This is a genomic window from Mesocryomonas lacus, assembly GCF_055730135.2.
In genome coordinates this window covers 437,645-461,549 of record NZ_JBUZWE020000003.1, presented here as the reverse complement: position 1 = coordinate 461,549, position 23,905 = coordinate 437,645, and the positions used below count along the sequence as shown (strand labels likewise).

24 protein-coding genes are annotated in these 23,905 nt (G+C 63.0%); 13 read left to right on the top strand and 11 right to left on the bottom strand.

What is annotated here, in order from left to right; genetic code table 11:
• Positions 1-44: 44 nt before the first annotated feature.
• The 4 genes from ACZLZY_RS07305 to ACZLZY_RS07290 all read right to left on the bottom strand — a co-directional run bounded on the left by ACZLZY_RS07305 (position 45) and on the right by ACZLZY_RS07290 (position 8,089).
• Positions 45-1,889 carry an ABC-F family ATP-binding cassette domain-containing protein gene (locus tag ACZLZY_RS07305; RefSeq protein WP_472933113.1) on the bottom strand — a complete coding sequence of 615 codons (1,845 nt, stop codon included), beginning with the start codon at positions 1,887-1,889 and terminating at the stop codon, positions 45-47.
• A 70-nt stretch (positions 1,890-1,959) separates the two neighbouring features.
• A complete protein-coding gene (locus ACZLZY_RS07300; RefSeq protein ID WP_472933111.1) occupies positions 1,960-5,097 on the bottom strand; it encodes an efflux RND transporter permease subunit in 3,138 nt (1,045 codons plus the stop codon).
• Complete coding sequence (locus ACZLZY_RS07295) at positions 5,094-6,401, bottom strand: efflux RND transporter periplasmic adaptor subunit (RefSeq protein WP_472933109.1); 1,308 nt, start codon at positions 6,399-6,401, stop codon at positions 5,094-5,096. The genes ACZLZY_RS07300 and ACZLZY_RS07295 overlap by 4 nt, the downstream gene beginning before the upstream one ends.
• Before the next feature lie 188 nt (positions 6,402-6,589).
• On the bottom strand, positions 6,590-8,089 hold the full coding sequence (locus ACZLZY_RS07290) for a PRC-barrel domain-containing protein (RefSeq protein WP_472933107.1): 1,500 nt from the start codon (positions 8,087-8,089) through the stop codon (positions 6,590-6,592).
• Positions 8,090-8,438: 349 nt separating this feature from the next.
• Between ACZLZY_RS07290 and ACZLZY_RS07285 the strand changes: the two genes are divergently transcribed.
• The gene (locus ACZLZY_RS07285) at positions 8,439-9,362 is read left to right on the top strand and encodes a diacylglycerol/lipid kinase family protein (RefSeq protein ID WP_472933105.1); all 924 of its coding nucleotides are present in this window, start codon (positions 8,439-8,441) and stop codon (positions 9,360-9,362) included.
• A gap of 90 nt (positions 9,363-9,452) precedes the next feature.
• On the opposite strand, the gene ACZLZY_RS07280 is transcribed toward ACZLZY_RS07285, so the two are convergent.
• The 6 genes from ACZLZY_RS07280 to ACZLZY_RS07255 form a co-directional block, all read right to left on the bottom strand.
• Entirely contained in the window at positions 9,453-9,758 is a 306-nt protein-coding gene (locus ACZLZY_RS07280; protein ID WP_472933103.1) for a hypothetical protein, read from the bottom strand.
• Positions 9,758-9,997 (bottom strand): hypothetical protein, encoded by a 240-nt coding sequence (locus ACZLZY_RS07275; RefSeq protein WP_472933101.1) that lies wholly within the window; start codon positions 9,995-9,997, stop codon positions 9,758-9,760. Before ACZLZY_RS07275 ends, ACZLZY_RS07280 begins: the two co-directional genes overlap by 1 nt.
• A gap of 88 nt (positions 9,998-10,085) precedes the next feature.
• The gene (locus tag ACZLZY_RS07270) at positions 10,086-10,526 is read right to left on the bottom strand and encodes a hypothetical protein (RefSeq protein ID WP_472933099.1); all 441 of its coding nucleotides are present in this window, start codon (positions 10,524-10,526) and stop codon (positions 10,086-10,088) included.
• Between the two features lie 2 nt (positions 10,527-10,528).
• The gene (locus tag ACZLZY_RS07265; RefSeq protein ID WP_472933097.1) at positions 10,529-10,873 is read right to left on the bottom strand and encodes an ElaB/YgaM/YqjD family protein; all 345 of its coding nucleotides are present in this window, start codon (positions 10,871-10,873) and stop codon (positions 10,529-10,531) included.
• Positions 10,874-11,088: 215 nt separating this feature from the next.
• Positions 11,089-11,640, bottom strand: a complete 552-nt coding sequence (locus ACZLZY_RS07260; protein ID WP_472933095.1) for a sigma-70 family RNA polymerase sigma factor — start codon at positions 11,638-11,640, stop codon at positions 11,089-11,091.
• Between the two features lie 7 nt (positions 11,641-11,647).
• Complete coding sequence (locus ACZLZY_RS07255; protein WP_472933093.1) at positions 11,648-11,836, bottom strand: NepR family anti-sigma factor; 189 nt, start codon at positions 11,834-11,836, stop codon at positions 11,648-11,650.
• 299 nt (positions 11,837-12,135) lie between these two features.
• On the opposite strand from ACZLZY_RS07255, the gene ACZLZY_RS07250 reads away from it, so the two are divergent.
• The 5 genes from ACZLZY_RS07250 to ACZLZY_RS07230 all read left to right on the top strand — a co-directional run bounded on the left by ACZLZY_RS07250 (position 12,136) and on the right by ACZLZY_RS07230 (position 15,376).
• Positions 12,136-12,930 carry a response regulator gene (locus ACZLZY_RS07250; RefSeq protein ID WP_472933091.1) on the top strand — a complete coding sequence of 265 codons (795 nt, stop codon included), beginning with the start codon at positions 12,136-12,138 and terminating at the stop codon, positions 12,928-12,930.
• A gap of 278 nt (positions 12,931-13,208) precedes the next feature.
• The gene (locus tag ACZLZY_RS07245) at positions 13,209-14,174 is read left to right on the top strand and encodes a sensor histidine kinase (RefSeq protein ID WP_472933089.1); all 966 of its coding nucleotides are present in this window, start codon (positions 13,209-13,211) and stop codon (positions 14,172-14,174) included.
• A 158-nt stretch (positions 14,175-14,332) separates the two neighbouring features.
• Complete coding sequence (locus tag ACZLZY_RS07240) at positions 14,333-14,623, top strand: hypothetical protein (protein ID WP_472933087.1); 291 nt, start codon at positions 14,333-14,335, stop codon at positions 14,621-14,623.
• Between the two features lie 104 nt (positions 14,624-14,727).
• Positions 14,728-15,006 carry a YMGG-like glycine zipper-containing protein gene (locus ACZLZY_RS07235; protein ID WP_472933085.1) on the top strand — a complete coding sequence of 93 codons (279 nt, stop codon included), beginning with the start codon at positions 14,728-14,730 and terminating at the stop codon, positions 15,004-15,006.
• 112 nt (positions 15,007-15,118) lie between these two features.
• Entirely contained in the window at positions 15,119-15,376 is a 258-nt protein-coding gene (locus ACZLZY_RS07230) for a hypothetical protein (protein ID WP_472933083.1), read from the top strand.
• Positions 15,377-15,382: 6 nt separating this feature from the next.
• Here ACZLZY_RS07230 and ACZLZY_RS07225 read toward each other — a convergent pair whose 3' ends face one another.
• The gene (locus ACZLZY_RS07225) at positions 15,383-16,126 is read right to left on the bottom strand and encodes a HugZ family pyridoxamine 5'-phosphate oxidase (RefSeq protein ID WP_472933081.1); all 744 of its coding nucleotides are present in this window, start codon (positions 16,124-16,126) and stop codon (positions 15,383-15,385) included.
• A gap of 271 nt (positions 16,127-16,397) precedes the next feature.
• On the opposite strand from ACZLZY_RS07225, the gene ACZLZY_RS07220 reads away from it, so the two are divergent.
• The 7 genes from ACZLZY_RS07220 (at position 16,398) to ACZLZY_RS07190 (ending at position 23,717) form a co-directional block, all read left to right on the top strand.
• Positions 16,398-17,609, top strand: a complete 1,212-nt coding sequence (locus ACZLZY_RS07220) for an Mrp/NBP35 family ATP-binding protein (RefSeq protein ID WP_472933079.1) — start codon at positions 16,398-16,400, stop codon at positions 17,607-17,609.
• Positions 17,610-17,730: 121 nt separating this feature from the next.
• Positions 17,731-19,326, top strand: a complete 1,596-nt coding sequence (locus ACZLZY_RS07215) for an ABC transporter substrate-binding protein (RefSeq protein WP_472933076.1) — start codon at positions 17,731-17,733, stop codon at positions 19,324-19,326.
• 110 nt (positions 19,327-19,436) lie between these two features.
• Positions 19,437-20,444: an ABC transporter permease subunit gene (locus tag ACZLZY_RS07210; protein WP_472933074.1), complete on the top strand. Its 1,008-nt coding sequence runs from the start codon at positions 19,437-19,439 to the stop codon at positions 20,442-20,444.
• 65 nt (positions 20,445-20,509) lie between these two features.
• Positions 20,510-21,376 (top strand): ABC transporter permease subunit, encoded by an 867-nt coding sequence (locus ACZLZY_RS07205; RefSeq protein ID WP_472933157.1) that lies wholly within the window; start codon positions 20,510-20,512, stop codon positions 21,374-21,376.
• 3 nt (positions 21,377-21,379) lie between these two features.
• Positions 21,380-21,934, top strand: coding sequence for a hypothetical protein (locus ACZLZY_RS07200; RefSeq protein ID WP_472933072.1), 555 nt, complete (start codon positions 21,380-21,382; stop codon positions 21,932-21,934).
• 98 nt (positions 21,935-22,032) lie between these two features.
• Entirely contained in the window at positions 22,033-22,884 is an 852-nt protein-coding gene (locus ACZLZY_RS07195; protein ID WP_472933070.1) for an ABC transporter ATP-binding protein, read from the top strand.
• Positions 22,881-23,717: a dipeptide ABC transporter ATP-binding protein gene (locus tag ACZLZY_RS07190; RefSeq protein WP_472933068.1), complete on the top strand. Its 837-nt coding sequence runs from the start codon at positions 22,881-22,883 to the stop codon at positions 23,715-23,717. Before ACZLZY_RS07195 ends, ACZLZY_RS07190 begins: the two co-directional genes overlap by 4 nt.
• Positions 23,718-23,905: the final 188 nt, after the last annotated feature.

The window sequence follows — 23,905 nt, the reverse complement described above, 5'->3', positions numbered from 1 at the left end:
AATGCTGACGACGAACATGAGCGTAGGGTAAGTGGGTACAAACCCTACCCCTCAACCTCCGCCCTGAGCATCTCCAACTCCAGCCACTCATCCTCCGCCTTCGCCAGCTCCGCCCGTTTCGCATCCAGCTTCTTCGCGAGTTTCGCAAACCGACTGGGGTCCTTCGTGAACAGCGTCGGGCTGGCCATTTCGGTCTCGAGCTCGGCGATCTCCTTGCCGAGGGTCGCGATGGTTTTCGGCAGGCTTTCGAGGGCGAATTTCTGCTTGTAGGAGAGTTTGGCGCCCGACGGGTTGGCCGGGGGCGGGGCGGTCACGGTCATTTTCGAGGCGCCGGTGAGGTCGTGGTTGCGGCCGCCCTTGCCCTTGCGCTCGGGGATGCCGCGCGCGGTCTTGGCGTCCGAGCGGCGCTGGGTGAGCATGTCGGAATAGCCGCCGGCATATTCGATCCACTTGCCCTTGTCGTCGGGGGTGACGATGCTCGTCACCGTGCGGTCGAGGAAGTCGCGGTCGTGGCTGACCAGCATGACCGTGCCGGGATAGTTGGCGATCAGCTCCTGCAACAGGTCCAGCGTCTCCATGTCGAGATCGTTGGTCGGCTCGTCCAGCACCAGGAAGTTGGCGGGGGTCGCCATGGTCTTCGCCAGCAGCAGCCGCGCGCGCTCGCCGCCGGAGAGGTTCACGACGGGCGTGCGGATCTGCTCGGGCTGGAACAGGAAATCCTTGAGGTAGCCGGCGACGTGCCGTGGCTCGCCATTGACCATGACCTGGTCGCCGCGCCCGTCGGTGAGGGCTTCCGAGACCGTCTGCTCGTCACGGAGGGCTGCGCGCTTCTGATCGAGGAAGGCGAGGTCGAGATTGGTGCCGAGGCGGATCTTGCCGGTGTCGGGCTTGGTCTCGCCGATCAGCATCTTCAGGAGCGTCGTCTTGCCCGCGCCGTTCGGGCCGACGAAGCCGACGCGGTCGCCGCGCTGGATGCGCATCGAGAAGTCGTCGACGAGGGTGCGGCCGTTATAGCCCTTGGAGATGTTCTCCGCCTCGATCACCAGCTTGCCGCTTTCGCGCGTTTCGCCGGCGTTCATCTCGGCCATGCCGACGGCCCGGCGGACGTTCTTGCGGTCGGCGCGCATGGCGTGCAGCTCGCCGAGGCGGCGCTGGTTGCGGGTGCGCCGGGCGCTGACGCCATAGCGCAGCCAGTGCTCCTCGCGCACGATCTTGCGGTCCATCTTCTGGAGGTCGCGCTCTTCCTCCTCCAGCGTCTTGTCGCGCCAGGCCTCGAAGGCGCCGAAGCCTTCGTTGATCCGCCGGGCGCCGCCGCGGTCAATCCAGACGGTGGCGGTGGTGGTCTTCTCGAGGAAGCGCCGGTCATGGCTGATGACGACGATGGCGCTGCGAAGCGAGCGGATCTCGTCCTCCAGCCATTCGATGGTCGGCAGATCCAGATGGTTGGTCGGCTCGTCGAGGAGGATGATGTCGGGCTCGGGCGCCAGCACCCGAGCGAGCGCAGCGCGGCGGGCCTCGCCGCCGGAGAGGTCGGAGGGGCGTGCGTTCGGGTCGAGGCCGAGCGCATCGATGCAGCGGGTGACGCGGTACGGGTCGTCGGCGGGCCCAAGGCCCGCGGCGACATAGGCCTCGACGCTGACGGCATCGCCAAAATCCGGCTCCTGCGCGAGATAGCGGATGGTGGCGCCCGGCTGGCGGAACACCTCGCCGGCATCCGGCTCGACGAAGCCGGCGGCGATCTTGAGGAGCGTCGACTTGCCGGAGCCGTTGCGGCCGACGAGTGCGATGCGGTCGCCCGGCAGGACGCCGAGCTCGACGCCGGTGAGGAGCGGCGTGCCGCCGAAAGTCAGCTTGATGCCGTCGAGACGAAGTAGGGGAGGAAGAGCCATGCTGAGGCTCTAACCCATTTCGGCGCGCGGCGAAATGCACTGCACGCGGTTACCGCGGCCGAGCGGTCGATCAGGCGTGGCCGGGCTCGCCAAAACGCTCGGCCTCGGCGATGTCGCGGTGCAGTTCGGCGGTCCGCGCCTTCACCGGTTTCGAGAAGCGGCCGAGGAGGAGATAGGCGACGGGGGTGACGTAGAGCGTCGCGAAGGTCGCAAGGCCCAGCCCGCCGACGATGACGTAGCCGAGCGCAACGCGCGCCTCGGCGCCGGCGCCCGAGGCGAAGATCAGCGGCACGCCGCCGACGACGGTCGCCACCATCGTCATCATCACCGGCCGCAGCCGCATCAGCGCCGCCTGCTCGATCGCCTCGCGCAGGCCCATGCCCTCCTCGCGCAGCTCGTTGGCGAACTCGACGACCAGAATGCCGTTCTTGGCCATGATGCCGACGAGCAGCACCAGGCCGATCTGGCTGTAGAGGTTGAGGCTGACGCCGAAGAAGGCGAGCGCAAGGGCCGCGCAGCCAAGGCCGAGCGGGACCGTCGCGATGATGATGAGGGCGGAGACGAAGCTCTCGAACTGGGCGGAGAGGACGAGGAGGATGATGACGATGGCAAAGCCGAAGACGATGGCGAGCCCGCCCGAGGTCTCCTCAAGTGTTGCCGCTTCCGCCAGCGGCACCAGCCGCATGCCGTCCGGCAGCACCCCGTCCGCGAAGGGCTGGATGTCCGCCCAGGCCTCGGCCAGCGAATAGCCCTCTGGCAGTTCGGCCGACAGCGAGACCGCGCGCGAGCGGTTTTCGCGGTCGAGCGTCGGCGCGATCGGCCGCTCCTCGGTGGTGGCGACCGAGGACATCGGCACGATGCGGCCGTCCTTGGCCTTCAGGAACACGTTCCGAAGATCGCCGGGATCGTTGATCGGGTTGGAGGTGGCGACGATCCGCACCGGGATCTGCTTGTCCTCGATATAGGTCCGCGCGATCTCGCGCCCGTCGAGCAGCGACTGCATGGCGGTGGCGAGGCCGTCGATGTCGATGCCGAGATCCGAGGCCCGCGCGCGGTCGATCAGCACCGAGACCTGCGGCTGGGCGGCTTCCGAGGCCAGCTGCGTGCGGCCCCAGCGGCCATCGGTGTCCATCGCGCTCTTCAGCTTCGCCGCGGCATTGCCGAGCTCGTCATAGTTCTGCCCGGCAATGGCAAAGCGCAGGCCCTGGCCGCCGCCGCGAATGCCGAGCGAGTTCGGCTGGATGGCGAAGGCCCGGACGCCCGGCACATTGCGCACGGCGGCGTTCACCTCGGCGACGATCTCCTGCTGCGAGCGCGTCCGCACCGCCCAGTCAGCGAGCGTCATCACCATGAAGCCGGAATTGGCCGAGCCGCGGCCGGTGGTGGCAAAAATGTTGGTCGCCTCGCCGCTCTCGACATAGGGCAGGACGATGCTTTCGGTCCGCCGCATCTGTGCGGCGGTGTAGTCGAGGCTGGCGCTCTGCGGCGCGGTAATGCGCAGGACGACTTGGCCGCGGTCCTCGGCGGGCGTCAGCTCCTGCGGCAAGGTCTTAAAAGTGAGGTAGGCGGCACCGCAGAAGATTAGGGAAGCGACCACCACCAGCAGCGGGAAGTTCAGGCAAGCGCGCACGGTGACGGCGTAGAAGCCGGCGAGCTTGCCGCCGAACCAGCGGACGCCCTTGGTGAAGCGCCCGGCCGGCTTCTCGTCCTCGCGCGCCTTCAGGAACTTTGCCGCCAGCATCGGGCAAAGGGTGAGCGCGATGAAGGAGGAGATGACCACCGCCACCGCCAGCACGAAGCCGAACTCGCGGAACAGGCCGCCGGCAGCGCCCGGCAGGAACGAGATCGGCACGAAGACGGCGGCAAGCGTCGCCGTCGTCGAAATGACCGCGAAGAACACCTGCCGCGTGCCGAGCACGGCGGCCGCTGCCGGTCGCGCGCCCATGTCGCGTCGCCGGACGATGTTCTCGAGGACGATGATCGCGTCGTCGACCACGAGGCCCGTTGCCAGCACCAGCGCCAGCAGCGTCAGGATGTTGATGGAGAAGCCGGCGAGATAGATGAAGGTCAGCGTGCCGATCAGCGCCACCGGCATGGTCACGGCGGGAATGAAGGTCGCACGGATGTTGAGGAGGAAAAGGTAGATCACCGCCACCACGATGATCACGGCAAAGATCAGCGACAGCTCGACCTCGTGGATGGCGCCGTTGATGAACACCGCATTGTCGGAGGTGACGCGCACCGAGACCCCCTCCGGCAAGGTCCGGTTCAACTGCTGGACCATGGCGCGGATGCCGGTGGAGATGTCGAGCGTGCTCGACCCCGCCTGCCGGATGACGCCAAGGCCGATGCCGGTCTGCCCGTTGACGCGCTGCTGCGACGCCGCCTCGTCCGGGCCGAAACGCACGCTGGCGACGTCGCGCAGGCGTGTGCGGTCGTTCAGCGCGATGTTCTCGAACTCGGCCGGCGACGTCACGTTGGCGTCGGCGCGCACGATGAGGTCCTGCGTCGGGGAGGCGAGCGAGCCGGCGGGCACGTCGAGCGCAACGTTGGCCAGCGCCGTCGCGACATTGGCCACCGTCAGCCCGCGCGTCGCCAGGCGGTCCGGCTCGATGTCGACATAGACAAGCTTCTCCCGCTCGCCGGAGAGCTGGAGGTCGGCAACGCCCTCGACGGCGGCGAGCTGGTCGGCGATCCGGTCCTCGACGAGGGTGGTCAGATCCTCGATCGCCATGCCTGGCGCGATCACCGCCAGGCGCATGATGGGATCGGCGTCGGCGTCGGCCTTGACGATACGCGGCTCATCCGCCTCGTCCGGCAGACTGTTGGCGATGCGGCTGATGGCGTCGCGAATGTCGGATGCGGCGACGTTCAGATCGGTGGAGTCGGTGAATTCGATGGTGACGCGGCTCGACCCGAAGCGCGAGCTCGACGACACCGAGGCGATGCCGGAGACGCGGGCGACGGCGCTCTCGACTTCGCTGGTGATCTGGCGGTCCACGGCCTCGGGCGCGGCGCCCTCGAAGTCGATCGAGACGGTGATCACCGGCCGGTCGATGTTCGGCAGTTCGCGAATCTCGACGGCGCGCAAGGAGGCGAGGCCGGCGACGACGATGAGAAGATTGAGGACGATCGTCAGTACCGGCCGGCGGATGAACAGGCTGGTGAGGGCGGTCAGTCCGTCCGGCTTCGAGGGCGAGACGCTCATTCGACCCGAGTCCCAGCGGCCGGAGGCGCTGCGGCGGTCTTGCCGTCGCGCGCAATCGGCGCAATCGCCGCATCCGGCCGGATGGGAACGCCATCATCGCCGATCGTCGGCTCTGCCACCGGCTCGAGCTCGCGGGGGACAGGCGGCTGCCTCATCGCCTCAGCGTTCTGGACCTCGACCTTGCCGCCTTCCCGCAGCGCCTGCACGCCCTCGACCACAACAACGTCGTTTTCCTTGAGGACGTTCGAGGTCACGAGGACGCGGTCGATATTGCGCTCGATGATCCGGACCGGAAGCTTCACCGCGGTGTCGCCCTCAATGCGCCAGACGATCGGTCCTTTGCGCTCCCACTGGACGGAGAGCGGGTCGACCGACAGCAGCCGTTCGCCTTCGAGGGCAAGGTTGATTGAGAACGACATGCCAGGCCGCAGCTCGTCCGCGGCATTGTCGATCGTCGCCTCGGTGCGCAGTGTGCGGCTGGCCTCGTCGAGGCGGCTGTCGATCGCACTGATCCGGCCGGCGTGGATCTTCTCCGGCCGCGCCGTGCTGACGGCCTCGACCGGTCCGCCGATCTCGAGTTCCGGGACGATGGATTCGGGGGTGTAGAAGATGACCTTCAGCTGACGGCGGTCGTCGATGGTGGTGATGACCGTCTGGTTGGAAACGAGATCGCCGGTATCGACGCTGACGATGCCGACACGGCCGGCGATCGGCGCGACGATCTTGCGTTTCTGCAGGGCGATCTCGGCACTGCGCAGGTCGAGCCGGGCGTTGTCGAGCTCTCGCCCGCCTGCGGTGACGTCGACCTGGGTAATCGCACGGGATTCCAGCAGGCGTGCAATGCGCACCACCTTCTCCTCGGCCGCTGCCACCGTAATTCGCGCGCGATCGACGGCGAGTTGCTCCGCATCGTCCTCGAGGAGGGCCAGACTGTCCCCGACGGCAACCGTGTCACCGGACTTGAAGGGCACGGTCTCGATGATCCCGGTGACGTCGGGATAAACCGTCACCGACCGCTCGGCTTCGCCTGTTCCGATCGCCCGGACCTGGTTGCGGGTGAGGGAGGTGGTGACGCGGCCGGCACTGACGATCGTCGGCCGTGGCCCGCGGCCCGCCTGACGGGCCGGCGGCGCACTCGTCGTCTCCGTCTTGCTTGGCATCACAGCAGATACCGCCGCCGCGACGGGAGCTGGAAGGGACATCGAGAGAAGGTACGCGCCTGGCCGTGGGTCGAGCGAGAGCCAGATCACCCCGCCGATGCCGAGAGCTGCGAGGGTGACGCCGAGTTGTCGGTAAAGAGCCATGACGTTCCATACGGGCTTGTCGATGAACGGAGGATGAAACGTCCTGACCTCTTCGTGGGATAGCCGATGATAGACCCGAGTCAGTCCGACAATTTCGTGAGCCAACTTCACCTTGTTTCGCCTGAGAGGGAAACGAAAAAAGGCCCACCTTACGGCGGGCCTTTCTGCTTCTGGCGTTGTTCTTTGGCTTACTGAGCCGGTGCCGTGGTGCCCGTAGCGGGGGCCGAAGTCCCCTCGGTGGTAGCACCCGGGAGCGTTGCGTCTGGGGCGATCCGCATCTGGTCGCGGTTCGCAGCATAGGTGTCGCTGTTATACTCCGGCGCGTTCTTCAGCTGGTCCTGCGTGAACTGCGTGTAGAGATACATCGACCCGCCGCTGTCCTTCATGAACTGAAGGTTGTCCATGGCGACTGCGACCTGCTTCTCACCGATGCCGAGGAAGCCGCCGACGTCGACGATTACGGCATCGACCTGGCCGCCCTGGCTCAGAGCAATGTCGCCAACTTCACCAATGCTCTCGTCGTTCGGCCCGTAGACGGTCGTGCCCTTCAGCTTGTCGGCAGTCAGCTCGGCACCGGTCACCGGCGTCATCGAAGCGCGGTCAGTGGCGCCGCCCGTCGAGGCGGTAGAAGAAGCGTCGGTTCCAGCAGCCGGAGCGGCTGGCGTGGTCGCCGCTGACGTGCCAGTCGCTGTGGTTGCGGCCATTGGCGCCGTTGCCATGCCACCAGATGCCGCCGTTGTGGCAGTGTCCTTGGCCGCTACATCGGTCGCGTCGGTCTCAAAGCTTGGTGCGGCTTTCAACTGGTCCTTGGTAGCGGCCAAAACAGCGCGCGTCTCGTCACCATCTACCTTGGACAGCTGGAGTTCAGCGAAGGGGACGCCGACGTTCTTCTCACCAATGCCGAGGAAGCCACCGACCCCCACAACGGCTGCCGCCACATCACCCGTCTTCTTCATGACGAGATCGTTGACCGAGCCCACCTTCTCAGCGTCGTTGCCCGGACCGGAGTAGATAGTGCTGCCGATCATGTCCTGCGTCAGATACTGGTCGCCGGCAACGGTTGCCGGATAGGTCGTATCTCCCATGGCGGCTGCAGTCTGAACTGGCGCTGCCGTGCTCGGAGCGGATGTCGTGGCGCCGCTGGTCGCCGCGGCTCCAGCTGTCGTGTCCGTCGGAGCCGCAGCTGTCATCGGTGCAGAGGCACCGGTCGCTGCAGCGGCGGTCGCGGTGGATTCGACGAATGCCGGTGCTGCGGCCAGTTCTTCCGCCGTCGCGGTCAGGACGGCGCGGGGAGCGTTGTTCTCACCAACCGACCAGGTGATCTTCTCGAAAGGCACGGCAACGGTTTTGTCGTCCTCAAGGCCGCTGGTGCTGACGATGGCGGCTACGATCTTGCCGTCATTGCCAACGAGGAAGTTGTCAATCTTGCCAGCCGAGGCCGCATCAGCCGCGTTGGTGGCATAAACCGTCAACCCGGTAAGGTCGCTGGCCAGATACTCGTCCGTACCGATCTGCTGCAGATATGCGCTGTCGGAAGACATTGGCGTGGCTTCAGCACCAGTTGGCGGCGTCGACATCGCTCCGGTCGTTGCCGCCGGTGTGGTCTGTTCGGTAGTGGTTGCCTGAGCAAAGGCGCTGGTTGCGATGATGCTTGCGAGTGCCGTGGTGGCCAAAAGTTTGCGGATCATAGCGTAATTCCTCGTCTTTATTGTCAGGATACGGGCACGTCGTGCTTATTGCTTCGTCACAGCATGGCGGTGTGCCCTTCACACCTTGATAACCGAACTCGGCGCGCCAAAGTTCCAGAGAAACTCATTTGCATCCGTAGGCTTTTCTTTAAGACAGAAGGTATTGACAGCCCTCGTCCTGCTGGATTTCAGCGTTAGATGCCTCGGCTAACGGGCGTCCTCCCGACGCCGGGCCGGCAGACTGAATGAACACAACGAGCGCGCATCACCGCAGGCGTCGCAATCTCGCCGCTGAAATGGTTTGATCAGGCAAATAGCAACCGACCGGATCGACCGGCGACAGGACAAGATGAAGATCCATACGATTCTGAACCGCGACGGCGGTACGCTGAAGACGACCGACCTCGATCTTTTCGCCAGTCTGATCGTCGACGAGTTCCGCCTTCATGGCCATTCAACAACCGTAGAGCCGATCGCCGGCGACGACATCGAGGAGGCGCTGCGCACGGCAGCAGGGCGTGACGACATCGACGTTCTTCTCGTCGGCGGCGGCGATGGCACCGTCTCAACGGCTGCTGGCGCCTTGATGAACGGGAACATTGCGCTCGGCATCATTCCCGCGGGGACGATGAACCTTTTCGCTCGTACCTTGCAGATTCCGCAGGACATCAACCAGGCTGTTGCGGCGCTGTCGGATGGGATCATCATTGAGGTCGACATCGCCACGGTGAACGGCACGCCCTTTATCCACCAATTCGCTGTGGGCATGCATGCCCGCATGGTCCGAATGCGCGAGAAGTTCGACTACGGCTCGCGGGTCGGCAAGATGTTCGCGACGACGCGGGCCCTCATTGCGACCCTTAAAAGCCTGCCGCTCGTCGAGGCAGAGATCGACATCGACGGGACGACCCGCCGCATCCGAACCCCGGCGCTGGCGGTCTCCAATAATGTGTATGGCGACGGTCACCTGCCGTTCGCGGACAATCCGCAGGGCGGCGAACTCGGCGTCTACATCTGCGAGACCCGTGATGTACGCTCGGTGACGCGTCTAACCTTGGACATTCTGGTTGGGGCTTGGCGCGGCAATTCCTCGCTGAAGACCTATACCGCCAAGAAGGTGGTGATCGACTATACGGGCAGCCATCACCGCGATCGCGCCGTTTGCGATGGGGAACTCTGCGACCTCGAAGCGCGGTCAGTGGTCGAGATCCACGCTAAAGCCCTCCGTGTCCTCGTTCCCTCCGATGCGCACTACCACGCGGCAAAGAAATAGAGAGCGACGCAAAAACGCCGGCCTGAGGGGCCGGCGTTCGGTAATTCGCGCAATATTGGTCAATTCGTCGGTCGACGGGAAGAAAGGGAGTCAGCGTACCAGCTTGTCTGGGTCGGTGCTGTTGTCAGTATAACTATGACCGCCCTGTGCCAGCATCGAAAATGCATCTGCAAGACGAGCTGACAGCGGCGTGTACGCTTCGTCGTCCCGGTGCGTCACCCTTTCTCGAAGCTCTTCCAGCCGTGCCATCTTCTCTTCAGGCGACATGGTTGGGTCGTCGAGAACAGCGTCGATGTCTCCGTCAGACAGGATGGAAGTCTGATCAGCAGCCGAAGCGTCTGCCGTACCAGCTAAATTCCTGTCCGATTTCTCGATGTCGAATTGATCTTCACCCATCAATTGGCCGGTGCAGGTGTTGCCGGCGTAGGCGTCGTTGTTGCGTCGGATGGCGCCGCGGACGAGCTCGGGTTATTGCCGACGCTCGCTGCTGGGATAGCCGACTCGGGCGTTGCCTTAGCAAACAGGGCCAGTCCGATCGCGACGATGACGCACAGTACCAGCGCGGCAATGAGCACTTTGAGGACGGGCGTACCCTTTTTGCCCTGGCGGGCGTCCTGCGGGTCGAGGCGGGTCATCAGCTACTCCAAGTTGAAAATGTCAGCCATATGAGATCGAGGCGCTGGCAAGGGCTGTCCAAAGAAATAGGGCAGCCGAATAGGCTACTCAGAATCGGCGCTGCCGACCCGCGAGGAGCTTGTAGAGCCCGTAGAAACCCATTCCGGCGATCGGAACGAACAAAAGCTTCTTCTGACGACGGACCGCCCGCATAATCTGAGGGGCGTTCGTCATTGCCGTCACACCAGCGATCGAAGCAATATCGCGCTTAAGTCGGTCATCTGCCTGTGTAACGGGCGGCCGCTTCGCCATCACCGTCAGAATATACGTAACGATAACGAGGAGAAGCGAGACGCCAGCGAAAACGAGGGCGGTCGGCAGGCTACCGAAATGCTGCGCCGACCAAGTGAAGAGGGCAATGATGAGAAAGATGAGCAGCAGGAGCGCGAACACGCCCAGCATGACATACAATCCCACGAGCCGCTTGAGGCGAGCCAGGTAAATCCCTGCCTCGCCCGTGAAAAGCCGTGTGATCAGCGCGAAAACCATGTTCAGTGGAAGATGCGCGCGTAGAGATAGCCGATCGCCGCAGCAACGATCACAGCCTTGATTGGCTCGGCACGAACCTGCTCAGATACCTGCTCCTCGATGTCAGACACAGCATCCTTCGCCTGTCGGACATACTGTTCACCGCGGTCTCGAACGTCGTCACGAAGAGCAAAGGCCTGACGCTTCGCGCCATCGGCGCGCTCGGACGCCATCGACTTCAGGGTCTCGGCGATACCGGCGACATCGGAGCGAAGGTTCGCCACCTGAACTTCCAGTTCGGCATCGTTGGAACGCGGGCCACCGGCGGCACCAGCTTCGAAATCATTCGGAATGGTATCGGACTGCATTGAAAGCATCCTCACTTGGAGTTGGCCGGGGCATGCGGTTCGCAAGCGGCTAGGGTGTCGAAGGGTTTATGCCTTCTGCCCGATGACAATGGCCTAGCCTCGGCCCGGTTCCCAACCCCCAGCATTTCCAAACGCCCAAACTATCGTTCCAGCTGCGGATGTTCGGTGAGGATGACGAGGGGGCGACGGTTATCGCCTTCCTCCAAAGAAGTTCATCAAGCTGCCGGCGCGACGCCGATGATCTGCGACGAGATGGAATCGGGTCCGTATTCGCCGTCGCCCTCGATGCCCAGAACGTCGGAAATCTTCGTCCGCGCGCGGGAGACCCGGCTCTTGATCGTACCCACGGCGCATTTGCAAATTTCGGCGGCTTCTTCATAGGAAAAGCCCGAGGCGCCGATGAGGATCAACGCCTCACGCTGGTCGTCCGGAAGCTGCTCTAGCGCCTTGCGGAAATCCTGCAGGTCGAGGTGACCATGTTGCTCGGGATGGCCGGCGAGTTGCATGGCATGAATACCGTCGACGTCCTGGACCTCACGGCCCTTCTTGCGCATCTGCGTATAAAACTCATTGCGTAGAATGGTGAAAAGCCACGCCTTGAGATTGGTCCCCGGCTGAAAGGTGTGTTGTTTGTCCCACGCCTTGACCAAAGTTTCCTGCACCAGATCGTCGGCGCGATCAAACGAGCCCGACAGCGATGCAGCAAACGCCCTGAGGTTGGGGATAATGGAAATCAGTTCGCGGCGAAATTCCGGATCCTGGCTCATCGAGTTCCTATTCGCGTTCCGGACTTGTCGTGGACGTCTCGGCTGCGTCAAGTGCATCGAGCAGAGCAAGAAACCGGTCGGGAACCGGTTCACTCGCGACGTCGTCGTAGTAGGCCTTCAACCGCCGCCCAATGGCTGAGTTGGAGCCGAGGTCGTGTGCAGTAGCCCCGGTTTGCACGCTATGGGTCATCTGCATCTTCCCGTCCTCGTTTTCTCGATCTTCCATCAAGCCTCTCGCAGCCTCGTCCAGAAGGAGTGCGAAGACTGGACCGTCTCCGCATCGCCGTTTCCCGGATGTGTATGTCGATTCCGATTTCGCAAGTCTTTACGCCGCGGCGGCAGGGTCAGCAATCTTTGATATGGCCGAGCGCTGGCAGATCGGTCATAACCGCGCCACAGCGGAAAGGTTCCTCTGGACGGAACTGTAAGGGAGCGCACGCGTTGTCGCGGCGCCGAACATGTTTTGCCGGTCGTTCGGCGTTGGAGAATGTTTTCATGTCGATGTCGTCTCGTATAGCGCCGCACATTCCGTATCTTCGGCGGTATGCGCGTGCCTTGAGTGGCTCGCAGGCGAGCGGCGATGCCTACGTCGCGGCCGTGCTGGAGACCCTCATCGCCGATCCAAGCCTTTTCAGCACCGAGGACAGCCCGCGTATTTCGCTGTACCGCCTGTTCTCATCGCTCTGGCAGTCGGTTGAGGTGAATGTACGCGACGACGCGCCGGTTTCGGCTTGGGAGGAGAGCGCTTCGCGTAATCTTCGTGCGATCTCGCCGCTGCCGCGTCAGGCTTTTCTGCTGGTAGCCGTCGAGGGATTTACGACGACTGAGGCGGCACAGATCCTCTCCGTCGGCGAGCAGGAGTTCTCGAGCCTGATTGACGAAGCAAGCATTGATATCGGGCGGCAGGTCTCGACTGAGATCATGATCATCGAGGATGAGCCGCTGATCGCCATGGACATCGAGCAGATGGTCGAGAGCCTCGGCCATACTGTCACCGGTATCGCGCGGACCCATAAGGAAGCGCTCGCATTGTTCGAGCAGCAGAAGCCGGGCATGGTTCTCGCAGATATCCAGCTCGCCGACGGCAGCTCAGGGATCGATGCAGTCAACGATATCCTGTCAAAGGTCAGTGTCCCCGTCATCTTCATCACCGCCTTTCCTGAGCGGCTGTTGACGGGAGAGCGGCCGGAGCCGACCTTCCTGGTGACGAAGCCGTTTAATCCGGACATGGTGAAGGCTCTGATCAGCCAGGCATTGTTTTTCGAAACCGAAAAGCGGGCGGCTGCCTAAGCCTTTGGTCGACCAAAAAACACCGCCGGTACCCCGGCGGTGTTTTTGTATTGGCTAACGTATCGCGGTTCAGAATCTCAGGAACCGTGGACAGAAGGACGCGTTGTTCGAGCAGGGTTGGAAAGCGACCCGAACAACGGAAATCGGATGATTTCGCAACGGTTCTAAAGTTGAACAGGCAGCGGCTACAGGCAGGCATGCCCAGCTAAACTCTGACTTTCCGCTGAGCGGGCGGGTCAGGCGGACAAGAGCATGCGTAAAGGTTTGAGCGTCTGCAGATGGTTGCCTCTAAGGCTTTAAAAGCTCTCGCCAATACCGAGATGACGCTGTTCGCGCAAAGCCGCGAGCTTACTTATCTCTGGGTATTTAACGCTTCCAATTCTTGGCTAGATGAAAGTGTTGTTGGGCAAGGTGACCACGACATACTCGACGCTGGCGCAGCCTCAAAATCTGTCTTGGTCAAGAACGAGGTTTTACGGTCGCAGCGACCGGCGCGCTTTGAGCTTTCCTCAACCTCCGGTTCCGTTACGCGTTGGTTTGATATCCGTGTCGACGTCGATAAGGTCGATGACGTCGTCGTCGGCATTATCGGTACGTCGCTGGAAATCACCGAGCAGAAGCGTCGCGAAGAGACACTCAAAATTCTTCTGCGGGAGTTGTCCCACCGCTCGAAGAACCTGCTTGCCATCATTCAAAGTCTGGCCAGCCAGACCGCCCGCCATTCGGTAACGGTTCCCGAATTCCTCGTTCGGTTCAGAGGGCGCATACAGTCGCTTGCCTCATCCCAGGACATCGTGACCGATGCGGATTGGCGGGGAGCAGATCTCGTCAGCCTCATCGTCATGCAGGTCGAACGGTATGCGCCGGATGGAATGGGGCAGATCTCGTTCGACGGGGTCGATGTATATCTCTCGCCGACCGCATCCTTGCATGTCGGCCTCGCTCTGCATGAACTCGCCGTCAATGCTGCTTCTTATGGCTCGCTCTCCAGCCCCGGCGGCAAGGTTGCGATTTCGTCTGAGTTCGTCGATCAGGACGGGGAGCGAAATCTTCGGCTGATGTGGCGCGAGACAGGTGGTCCACGCGTTCGCAGCGACAATGATACGCGGTTCGGAACGTCGACGCTCGAGCGCATCGTTCCTAATTCAGTGGGCGGTCAGGCTGCATTGGATTACCGGGCCGACGGGCTGCACTACACATTGTTGATTCCGGAATCACAATTCGAGATCAACAGTCCCGAGTAGCGCCGAAAGCACTACCGGTCGCGCCACTTGCTTGCGATAATGCGTAGGCGCGACTACAATTGCTGGCCCTGCAGTTCACTGAAGTGTGAATATTGGCTTAACGCGAACTGGAACCGTTGCCCCAGCGGAATGTTCTTCTTCCCGAAGGAGACGGACCGATGGAACATATCGCTGCATTCATGTTGCTGGTAGGCTGCAATGCCGATGCGTCGGTTTGCAAGGAAATCCCTGTCCCTGTTACTGCATACGAAGATCAGGCCGAGTGCTCGCAAAACTTATCGTTGCAGATGCGTCTAAGCGATACCGCCGACAAAAAGGTGTATGGCGCTTGCAAGGAAGTTTCCGAGGAAGTCTTCGAGGAATCGGCCACGGTCGACTGGACTATTGGCCGTAATGGAAATCTGATCGTAACGTTTGACGCTGCACCCCAGATCGTGGCCGCTCGCTAACTTCTGCCGCGGAATCATTTTGTCAGGATGCGCGTCGATGGAACCTCCGTGCCCTTTTAGAGTTTGAGGGGTGGGACGAAAACAAAATCGGTAGAGGCGCGTAGATGAAAAAGATGATGATGGGGGCTGTTGCCGGTCTTCTGCTGGTGAGCGCGGGTTGTTCGCAGACAGAGCGAGCGACCAGTACGGGCGCTGCGATCGGTGGTCTCGGCGGTGCGGCAATCGGCGCAGGCGTCGGCGGCGGTAAGGGTGCGCTTGTTGGTGGCCTTATCGGTGCAGGCACGGGCGCTGTGGTCGGCAACGTTATCGGCCGTTCACAGGCTGGCGATTGCATCTACCGCGACCAGCGCACTGGTGAGCGCTACGTGGCTGCCTGCCCGTAAAGCCTGCCGGCCAAATTTTGAAAGAAGCATCGCCTTTACGGGCGGTGCTTTTTTCGTTTGAGCTGCCAGTTTTCTCAGTTTTAGCCAGTTTTCTCAGTTTTAGGATGTTGAAATGCTGAAAACGGTTGCTGTTGCCATGTGCGGGCTTCTTGGGTTGTCCGCGTGCAGCAATTTCAGCAAGGAGTCGCCTGTCTTCGGCGCCGTGTTCGGTGTCAGCGGTGCCGCGGTCACCCCGTACACGCCCGGCAAGGTTCCTGAGCCGCAGCCGGGAACGGGCGATCGTATGGTCGGCAAAGCCGCCAACAATCCGGGACTTTGCATCTGGGAAACCAAGGCCGGAAACCGTTTCCGCGCCGATTGCGCGGCCTGAAATCGCTCAGCTGTCGGTGAAGAGGTCGAGATAGGCACGGTGTAACTGGTTGCCGGCGGTGATCCTCTGCCGGAACTCGATGCGTCTTATCTCGTCGCGATGTCCGATCTCGAAGCCGCGGGCATCGCCCGACAGAATATGCCAGCCCTTCGTTTCCTCGCCACTCCGTCGTGCAAGGGTATCGACGGTGTCGAGGTGGTCTGCATTCATGTGCGTGAGGGCGCGAAGGATCGCGGCCTGGAGCGCTGGATCGACTGGCGGATCCACCACGTCGTCCGCCTCCATCCTGTAGGCTTTCGCAAAACCGCCGTTGAGGCTGGCGCTGCCGACGGCTAACCGCGCGATCTGGAAATCGGCGAGATCGCTGTAGGCCGCGGCCTCTGGGTGGCGCGCCAGGAAGCGCGCCTTCAATGCCTTTTCCTCCGGGCTCGCAAGCGCGATGAAATGGGCGGTTCCGGCGAGCGAGATGCGCGGATGCGCCAGCGGGTCGCCGTCTCCGGGCTCGCCCAGGAGCACGCCGCAACGGGGATCGGCCTTCAGGGCAGGGGTGTGCGGCGCAAGGTTGGAGATCAGGACGATCGGGTGACCGGACGCGTCGGCTGCAACAGCGACACGGGTTGCCTGTGGCCAAACGGTCTCCGGGTGAAGAGTGGCAATCGCCGCGAAGCGGGCGGTTCGAACCAGCCGGCGCGCCAGCGCGCGGGTCTCGTCGTCGACACCCCGCCAGGGATCCTTCTTCAATCGGTCCATCATCAGCTCCTTTCTTCGCTTTGGGCCGATGCTACACCAACGAACAGGCGATCGACGCATCCAGCAGCGTCCACCATCGCGCGACCCTCTGGTAACTGCAGGAGTGTTACTCCCTGGCCGAACACGACGTCTTACAGCGGCAGGCAACCGGCGGGATTTGCCATTGGATTTCAGGTCAATGCCGAAGACGGGAACGTTCCTGGTTTGCGGAAGCAGGGCATCATCGGTATGGGCTGGATGAAATGCCGACAGCGACCCTGGAAAGGTTCACATGAGTGCCATCATCAAGGATCAGATCATCGCTTTGCTGAAAGGCCTGGACGCGCCCGACGGCAAGGGGGATGTCGTTTCCCGCGGCATGGTCTCCGATATTTTCATCGCCGACGGCAAGGCCTTCTTTTCGCTGTCGGTGCCGGCGGAGGACGCTCCGCGTTTCGAGCCGTTCCGCCAGGACATCGAACGCAGGCTGACGGCCGTTGAAGGCGTGCGGTCGGGGATGGTGGCGCTGACCGCGGAGAAGACCGCGGGTAGCGGCGCCGCTGTCCCACCGCGGCCTGCACCGGCCGCCCCGGCGGGGCATGCGCACAGCCATTCGCACGGACATGCCCATTCCCATGCCCCGGCCGGGTCCCGTCCCGCGACGCCGGCGGCCCCGGCCCCCCGCACGAACACCGCAAAGCCCGGCGTTCCCGGCATCGAACGTATCATCGCGGTGGCGTCGGGCAAGGGCGGCGTCGGCAAGTCGACCACGGCGGTCAACCTGGCACTCGGTTTTGCGGCCCTCGGGCTGAAAGTCGGCATCCTCGACGCCGACGTCTACGGTCCGTCGATACCGCGGCTGCTCGACATCCGGGAGAAGCCGAAGAGCAATGGCCGCATCATCATTCCGATCGAGGCTTACGGGCTGAAGGCGATGTCGATGGGCCTTCTTGTCGACGAGGAGGTGCCGATGATCTGGCGCGGTCCGATGGTGATGTCCGCGCTGACGCAGATGCTGCGGGAGGTCGAGTGGGGCAAGCTCGACTTGCTCGTCGTCGACATGCCGCCCGGCACCGGCGATGCGCAGCTGACGATGGCGCAGCAGGTGCCGCTGGCTGGCGCCGTCATTGTCTCGACGCCGCAGGATCTTGCTCTGCTGGATGCCCGCAAGGGCCTTGCCATGTTCCGCAAGGTCGACGTGCCGGTGCTCGGCATCGTCGAGAACATGAGCTATTTCCTCTGCCCCTCCTGCGGGGAGCGTTCGGACATCTTCGGCCATGGCGGCGCGCACGCCGAGGCCACGCGGCTTGGCGTGCCGTTCCTCGGCGAGGTTCCGCTGCACATGCGGATCCGCGAGACGTCCGATGCGGGCCGTCCCGTGGTGGCGGCAGAGCCGGATGGACCGCACGCTGCAATCTTCAAGTCGATAGCTGCCAATACACTAAGCGCAATGGATTCCGTGGCATCGCGTAAAATACCGGCGCCGCGGATCGTTTTTGAGTGAATGATGAAAAATTAAGCTTGCATCGAATTAGCTGACGCTATGGGATGCGCCGTCATGCGAGCATGCCAAGGCCAGTCCCATGCGAGCGCAGATTCGGCTTTCAATACAACGGAGATCGCGAATGAAAATTGTAACGACGCTTCTGGCTGCGACGGCGCTTGCCCTGACGCTCGGTTCGGCTGCTTCCGCCAAGTCGCTGGTCTACTGCTCGGAAGGTTCGCCGGAGGGTTTCGATCCCGCGCTGTACACGGCTGGAACGACCTTCGATGCGTCGTCGAAGCCGGTCTACAACCGCCTGGTCGAGTTCAAGCGCGGCACCACCGAGGTCGTGCCGGGCCTCGCTGAAAGCTGGGAAGTTTCCGAGGACGGCCTCGTCTACACCTTCAAGCTGCGTCCGGGCGTCAAGTTCCAGACCACGGACTTCTTCACGCCGACCCGCGACTTCAATGCCGATGACGTGCTCTTCACCTTCAACCGCCAGAGCGACAAGGCCAACCCGTACTTCTCCTATGCGGGCGACACCACCTGGGGCTACTATAACGACATGTCGATGCCGACGCTCGTCAAGTCGTTCGAGAAGGTCGACGATCTGACGGTCAAGCTGACCCTGACGACCCCCAACGCGCCGATGATCGCGAACCTCGCGATGGACTTCGCCTCGGTCATGTCGAAGGAGTACGCCGACAAGCTGCTCGCGGACGGCACCCCAGAGAAGCTGAACCAGCAGCCGCTCGGCACCGGTCCCTTCGCCTTCGTCGCCTACCAGCAGGACGCGGTCATCCGCTACAAGGCCAATCCAGAATATTGGGGTGGCAAGCAGCCGATCGACGATCTGGTTTTCGCGATCACCCAGGATGCCTCGGTTCGCCTGCAGCGCCTGAAGGCCGGCGAGTGCCACGTTGCCGGTTACCCGAACCCCGCTGACATCCCGGCGTTGAAGAGCGACTCGTCGGTGACGATGATGGAGCAGGCCGGCCTCAACGTCGGCTACCTCGCCTACAACGCCTCGCAGCCGCCGTTCGACAAGGCGGAGGTCCGCCGCGCGCTCAACATGGCGATCAACAAGGACGCCATACTCGAGGCCGTTTATCCCGGCATCGGCCAGGTTGCGAAGAACCCGATCCCGCCGACCATGTGGTCCTACAATGAGAAGATCGTCGACGATAAGTACGATCCGGACGCGGCCAAGAAGATGCTCGACGAGGCCGGCGTCAGCGGACTGAAGATGAAGGTCTGGGCGATGCCGGTGGCGCGTCCGTACAACCCGAACGCCCGCCGCATGGCCGAGCTGATCCAGGCCGATTTCGCCAAGGTCGGCGTCGAGGTCGAGATCGTGACCTACGACTGGACGCAGTACCTGAAGCTCGCAGGCGATCCGAAGCACGACGGCGCGGTCCTTGCGGGCTGGACCGGTGACAATGGCGATCCGGACAACTTCCTCGCCATCCTGCTCGGCTGCGACGGCATCGGCAGCGGCAACAAGGCTGCCTGGTGCAACAAGGATTATGACGCGCTGATCAAGAAGGCCGCCACGATCTCCGACCAGGCCGAGCGCAGCAAGCTCTATGCCGAGGCGCAGACGATCTTCAAGGACCAGGCCCCTTGGGCGACGATCGCGCATTCGCTCGTCAGCCTGCCGATGTCCACGAAGGTCAAGGGCTACCTGATGGATCCGCTCGGCTCGCACCGCTTCGACGGCGTCGACATCGACGAGTAGACTGATCTGAGGCTATAAAGAGCGCCGCCGGCTGGTCCGGCGGCGCTCATCTTTTTTGGTCTGTTGCACGGGGCGTCTCCCGGATGCGGCAGGCGTCAAGGGCACTTTCCATGTTCGGATTTCTTCTCAAGCGGATCGGCCTCCTGATCCCGACCTTCATCGGGGTCACGCTTGTCTCCTTCTTCTTCATTCGGCTCCTGCCCGGCGATCCGATCATCGCGCTGGCCGGTGAGCGCGGCCTTTCGCCGGAACGGTACCAGCAGCTTGTCGTGCAGTTCGGCTATGACAAGCCGCTCTACACCCAGTACCTCATCTATTTCTGGGACATCCTCCGGGGCGATTTCGGCAATTCGATCACCACCAAGCAGCCGGTGCTGCGGGAGTTCATGGCGCTGTTTCCGGCGACGATCGAACTCTCGCTGGTCGCCATGCTGTTTGCCGTGGTCATCGGCATTCCCGCCGGTGTCTTCGCGGCGATCAAGCGCGGCACCTGGTTCGACCAGTCGATCATGGGAACGGCCCTCGTTGGCTATTCCATGCCGATCTTCTGGTGGGGGCTTCTCCTCATCATCTTCTTCTCCGGCTATCTGCAGTGGACGCCGGTGTCGGGCCGCATCTCGCTGATGTACTTCTTCCCGCCGGTCACCGGCTTCATGCTGATCGACAGCCTGTTGTCGGGACAGTCCGGAGCCTTCAAATCGGCGCTGAGCCACCTCGTCCTGCCGGCCATCGTGCTCGGCACGATCCCGCTCGCCGTCATCGCCCGCCAGACCCGTTCGGCCATGCTGGAAGTGCTGGGCGAGGACTATGTCCGCACCGCCCGTGCCAAGGGCCTGTCGCGCTTCCGGGTGGTCGGCATCCATGCGCTGCGCAACGCGCTGATCCCGGTGATCACCACGATCGGCCTGCAGGTCGGCGTGCTGCTCGCCGGCGCCATCCTCACCGAGACGATCTTCTCCTGGCCCGGCATCGGCAAGTGGATGGTCGATTCCGTGTTCAAGCGCGACTATCCGGTGGTGCAAGGCGGTCTGTTGTTCGTCGCCGTCATCATCATGGTCGTCAATCTCTTGGTCGATCTCACCTACGGCCTCATCAACCCGCGGGTTCGCAACTCATGAGCATCGACGCACAGAAGGCCGCCGAGGGCGTCGGCACCGATATTCCGACCGCCAAGCCGCGCAGCATGCGGGCGCAGCAGTTTTCCGAGTTCTGGTTCTATTTCTCGGTCAACAAGGGGGCCGTCGTCGGCCTCGTGGTGTTTGCGCTGATCGTGTTCGCAGCGGTGTTCGCGCCGTTGATCGCGCCGCACAGCCCGACGCTTCAGGACCGCACCGCGCTTCTGATCCCGCCGTTCTGGCAAGAGGGCGGTCGCATCGCCTTTCCGCTCGGCACCGACGCCGTCGGCCGTGACGTCCTGTCCCGGCTGATCCATGGCGCGCGCTTCTCGCTGTTCGTCGGCGTCTTCGTGGTGTCGATCGCCGTGTCGACCGGCGTCGTGCTTGGCCTGATCGCCGGCTATGTCCGCGGCTGGGTCGACACCGTTATCATGCGCGTGATGGACATCATCCTTGCCTTCCCGTCGCTGCTCCTGGCCCTCGTGCTCGTCGCGGTGCTCGGACCCGGTCTTGTCAACGCGATGATCGCCATCGCCCTCGTGCTGCAGCCGCATTTCGTGCGGCTGGCGCGCGCCTCGGTGATGGCCGAGAAGCAACGGGAATATGTCACGGCCGCGCGTGTTGTCGGGGCAGGGCCGCTGCGGCTGATGTTCAAGACCATCCTGCCGAACTGCTTGGGTCCCTTGATCGTCCAGTCGACGCTATCCTTCTCCAACGCCATCCTCGACGCGGCAGCGCTCGGCTTCCTCGGCATGGGCGCCCAGCCGCCGACGCCGGAATGGGGCACGATGCTGGCCGAGGCCCGCGAGTTCGTGCTGCGGGCCTGGTGGGTCGTTACCTTCCCCGGTCTCGCCATCCTGATTACGGTTCTCGCGATCAACCTGATCGGCGACGGCCTGCGCGATGCGCTCGATCCGAAGCTGAAGCGGAGTTGATCCTTGGGGGGAGATTGGGTTGGTCCTGTCGTCACCGCGACCCTGATCTCCTCCTTCATTGCGGCGATCGGCTGGTATGTCAGCTGGCGAAGCTCAAATGCGATCGAAGGGCGACGACGGGCAGAGCGTATTCGCGATGTGCAGACAGCGTTGCTCGCTGAAATCCGGTCGATCGTCCATCATCTGCAACAATACGAGACGACGGAAATCTTCGCGAGAGTGTCGCAGCAGTTCGAGACCGACGACAGCTACCTGCCATTCATCTCTCGCGAGGCAGGCTCGCCCCTCTTCGGCGCTGTCGCCACGGAGATTTCCATTCTGCCGAACGACGTCATCGATCAGGTGGTGCTGTTCTATCGGCAGCAGGAGGTTATCGGCTTCTTCGCTGACGACCTGCGGAGTGACCGCTTCGCAGAGCTGCCGAAACTGCAGAAACTGGCCATGATAGGAGACTATCTGGCCCTCAAGGATTTTGCGGCGATTCTTGGCAAGGATGCGGTGACGTCGCTCGAGACGTCCCTGAAACTGCGACCTAATAGATCGGCCGGGGTCCCGTAGGCCCGCTGATCGGTTTGGGTCGCTCCTGCGGTTTGGTTGTCGACATGGTGTTCTCCTTCGGGTTGGAATGTAAGATGAAAAAGTTGGTGATGTAAGGCATGGCTCTCCTCTCCCTTCGCAATCTCACCGTCACCTTCGACACCGCGTCGGGCCCGTTCAGGGCCGTCGACGGCATCGATCTGTCCGTCGATGTCGGCGAGGTGCTCGGCATCGTCGGCGAGTCCGGCTCGGGAAAGTCCGTCGCCATGCTCGGCGTCATGGGGCTTCTCCCTGGCACGGCCACCGTCACCGCCGACGAGATGACCTTCGAAGGCCGCGACATGCTCTCGATGACGGGCAAGCAGCGCCGCGAGATCATCGGCCGCGATATCGCGATGATCTTCCAGGAGCCGATCGCCAGCCTCAATCCGTGCTTCAATGTCGGCTTCCAGATCGAAGAAGTGCTGAACCAGCATCTCGGTCTAGGCGGCAAGGCGGCGCGGGCGCGGGCGATCGAGTTGCTGAACCTCGTGGGCATCCGCGATGCCGAGGAGAAGCTGAAGAGCTTTCCGCACCAGATGTCGGGTGGCCAGTGCCAGCGGGTGATGATCGCCATCGCCATCGCCTGCGGGCCGAAGCTCTTGATCGCCGACGAGCCGACGACGGCGCTCGACGTCACCATCCAGAAGCAGATCCTCGACCTCCTGCTCGACCTCCAGCAGAAGCACGGTATGGCGCTGATCATGATCACCCATGACATGGGCGTCATCGCCGAGACGGCGGACCGCGTCATCGTCCAGTACAAGGGCAAGAAGATGGAGGAGGCCGACGTGCTGTCGCTCTTCACCGCGCCGAAGAGCAGCTACACCCGGGCTCTGCTGTCGGCCTTGCCGGAAAATGCCACGGGCTCGCGGCTGCCGACGGTGTCCGACTTCGTCCTGGCCGAAACCGCTGCGGGAGCAAGCGCATGAGCATCGTGATCGAGGCGCGCAACCTGAAGCGCGACTACGAGGTGCCCGCCGGCCTGTTCAAGCCGGTGAAGAAGGTACACGCGGTCAAGGGCGTCAGCTTTTCGGTCGAGAAGGGCAAGACGCTGGCGATCGTGGGGGAGAGCGGCTGCGGCAAGTCCACGCTCGCGCGGATCCTGGCGCTGATCGATGCGCAGACCGCCGGCGATCTGCTGATCGACGGCCTGCCCGTCAATATCGGCACTTCCAAGCCGGGAGCCGATCTCCGCCGCAAGGTGCAGATCGTTTTCCAGAACCCTTATTCTTCGCTGAACTCGCGCCAGAAGGTCGGCGACGTGCTGACCGAGCCGCTGGTGCTGAACACCCAGCACTCCGCGGCCGAGCGGCGGGAACTGGCCATGCAGATGCTGGTCAAGGTCGGGCTCGGCCCCGAGCACTACAACCGCTACCCCCACATGTTCTCCGGCGGCCAGCGCCAGCGCATCGCCATCGCCCGCGCCCTCATGCTGAACCCCAGCATCCTTGTTCTCGACGAGCCCGTCTCGGCGCTGGATCTTTCCGTCCAGGCGCAAATCCTGAACCTTCTGGCCGACCTGCAGCAGGAATTCGGCCTGACCTACGTCTTCATCAGCCACGACCTCTCGGTCGTCCGCTTCATCGCCGATGAGGTGATGGTGATGTACTACGGCGAGGTGGTCGAGCACGGGCCCAAGGCGCGCGTCTTCGCCGACCCCCAGCATGAATATACCCGCACGCTGTTTGCCGCGACGCCGATCACCGATGTCGACAGCATCCGCAAGCGGGTGGCGGCGAAGAAGGCGGCCGCGGCCGCCTGAGTTCGCCGGCGGCGACGCTGCTTTCTTCTCCCCTCCGGGGAGAAGGTCGCGGCAGCGGGATGAGGGGGCTGCGCAGATGCCGGACATCAGATTTGCTGTATCTGCCGTCCGCGGCACCATGGCGCCGGCGTCCCCTCATCTGCCTGCCGGCCACTTCTCCCCGGTGGGGAGAAGAACCAGCTTTGCCG

What these genes read in the sequence shown, in the direction of transcription:
- ACZLZY_RS07305 (WP_472933113.1), bottom strand. Translation starts at nt 1,889, where the DNA reads ATGGCTCTTCCTCCCCTACTTCGTCTCGACGGCATCAAGCTGACTTTC.
- ACZLZY_RS07300 (WP_472933111.1), bottom strand. Translation starts at nt 5,097, where the DNA reads ATGAGCGTCTCGCCCTCGAAGCCGGACGGACTGACCGCCCTCACCAGC.
- ACZLZY_RS07295 (WP_472933109.1), bottom strand. Translation starts at nt 6,401, where the DNA reads ATGGCTCTTTACCGACAACTCGGCGTCACCCTCGCAGCTCTCGGCATC.
- ACZLZY_RS07290 (WP_472933107.1), bottom strand. Translation starts at nt 8,089, where the DNA reads ATGATCCGCAAACTTTTGGCCACCACGGCACTCGCAAGCATCATCGCA.
- ACZLZY_RS07285 (WP_472933105.1), top strand. Translation starts at nt 8,439, where the DNA reads ATGAAGATCCATACGATTCTGAACCGCGACGGCGGTACGCTGAAGACG.
- ACZLZY_RS07280 (WP_472933103.1), bottom strand. Translation starts at nt 9,758, where the DNA reads ATGGGTGAAGATCAATTCGACATCGAGAAATCGGACAGGAATTTAGCT.
- ACZLZY_RS07275 (WP_472933101.1), bottom strand. Translation starts at nt 9,997, where the DNA reads ATGACCCGCCTCGACCCGCAGGACGCCCGCCAGGGCAAAAAGGGTACG.
- ACZLZY_RS07270 (WP_472933099.1), bottom strand. Translation starts at nt 10,526, where the DNA reads ATGGTTTTCGCGCTGATCACACGGCTTTTCACGGGCGAGGCAGGGATT.
- ACZLZY_RS07265 (WP_472933097.1), bottom strand. Translation starts at nt 10,873, where the DNA reads ATGCAGTCCGATACCATTCCGAATGATTTCGAAGCTGGTGCCGCCGGT.
- ACZLZY_RS07260 (WP_472933095.1), bottom strand. Translation starts at nt 11,640, where the DNA reads ATGAGCCAGGATCCGGAATTTCGCCGCGAACTGATTTCCATTATCCCC.
- ACZLZY_RS07255 (WP_472933093.1), bottom strand. Translation starts at nt 11,836, where the DNA reads ATGCAGATGACCCATAGCGTGCAAACCGGGGCTACTGCACACGACCTC.
- ACZLZY_RS07250 (WP_472933091.1), top strand. Translation starts at nt 12,136, where the DNA reads ATGTCGATGTCGTCTCGTATAGCGCCGCACATTCCGTATCTTCGGCGG.
- ACZLZY_RS07245 (WP_472933089.1), top strand. Translation starts at nt 13,209, where the DNA reads ATGGTTGCCTCTAAGGCTTTAAAAGCTCTCGCCAATACCGAGATGACG.
- ACZLZY_RS07240 (WP_472933087.1), top strand. Translation starts at nt 14,333, where the DNA reads ATGGAACATATCGCTGCATTCATGTTGCTGGTAGGCTGCAATGCCGAT.
- ACZLZY_RS07235 (WP_472933085.1), top strand. Translation starts at nt 14,728, where the DNA reads ATGAAAAAGATGATGATGGGGGCTGTTGCCGGTCTTCTGCTGGTGAGC.
- ACZLZY_RS07230 (WP_472933083.1), top strand. Translation starts at nt 15,119, where the DNA reads ATGCTGAAAACGGTTGCTGTTGCCATGTGCGGGCTTCTTGGGTTGTCC.
- ACZLZY_RS07225 (WP_472933081.1), bottom strand. Translation starts at nt 16,126, where the DNA reads ATGGACCGATTGAAGAAGGATCCCTGGCGGGGTGTCGACGACGAGACC.
- ACZLZY_RS07220 (WP_472933079.1), top strand. Translation starts at nt 16,398, where the DNA reads ATGAGTGCCATCATCAAGGATCAGATCATCGCTTTGCTGAAAGGCCTG.
- ACZLZY_RS07215 (WP_472933076.1), top strand. Translation starts at nt 17,731, where the DNA reads ATGAAAATTGTAACGACGCTTCTGGCTGCGACGGCGCTTGCCCTGACG.
- ACZLZY_RS07210 (WP_472933074.1), top strand. Translation starts at nt 19,437, where the DNA reads ATGTTCGGATTTCTTCTCAAGCGGATCGGCCTCCTGATCCCGACCTTC.
- ACZLZY_RS07205 (WP_472933157.1), top strand. Translation starts at nt 20,510, where the DNA reads ATGCGGGCGCAGCAGTTTTCCGAGTTCTGGTTCTATTTCTCGGTCAAC.
- ACZLZY_RS07195 (WP_472933070.1), top strand. Translation starts at nt 22,033, where the DNA reads ATGGCTCTCCTCTCCCTTCGCAATCTCACCGTCACCTTCGACACCGCG.
- ACZLZY_RS07190 (WP_472933068.1), top strand. Translation starts at nt 22,881, where the DNA reads ATGAGCATCGTGATCGAGGCGCGCAACCTGAAGCGCGACTACGAGGTG.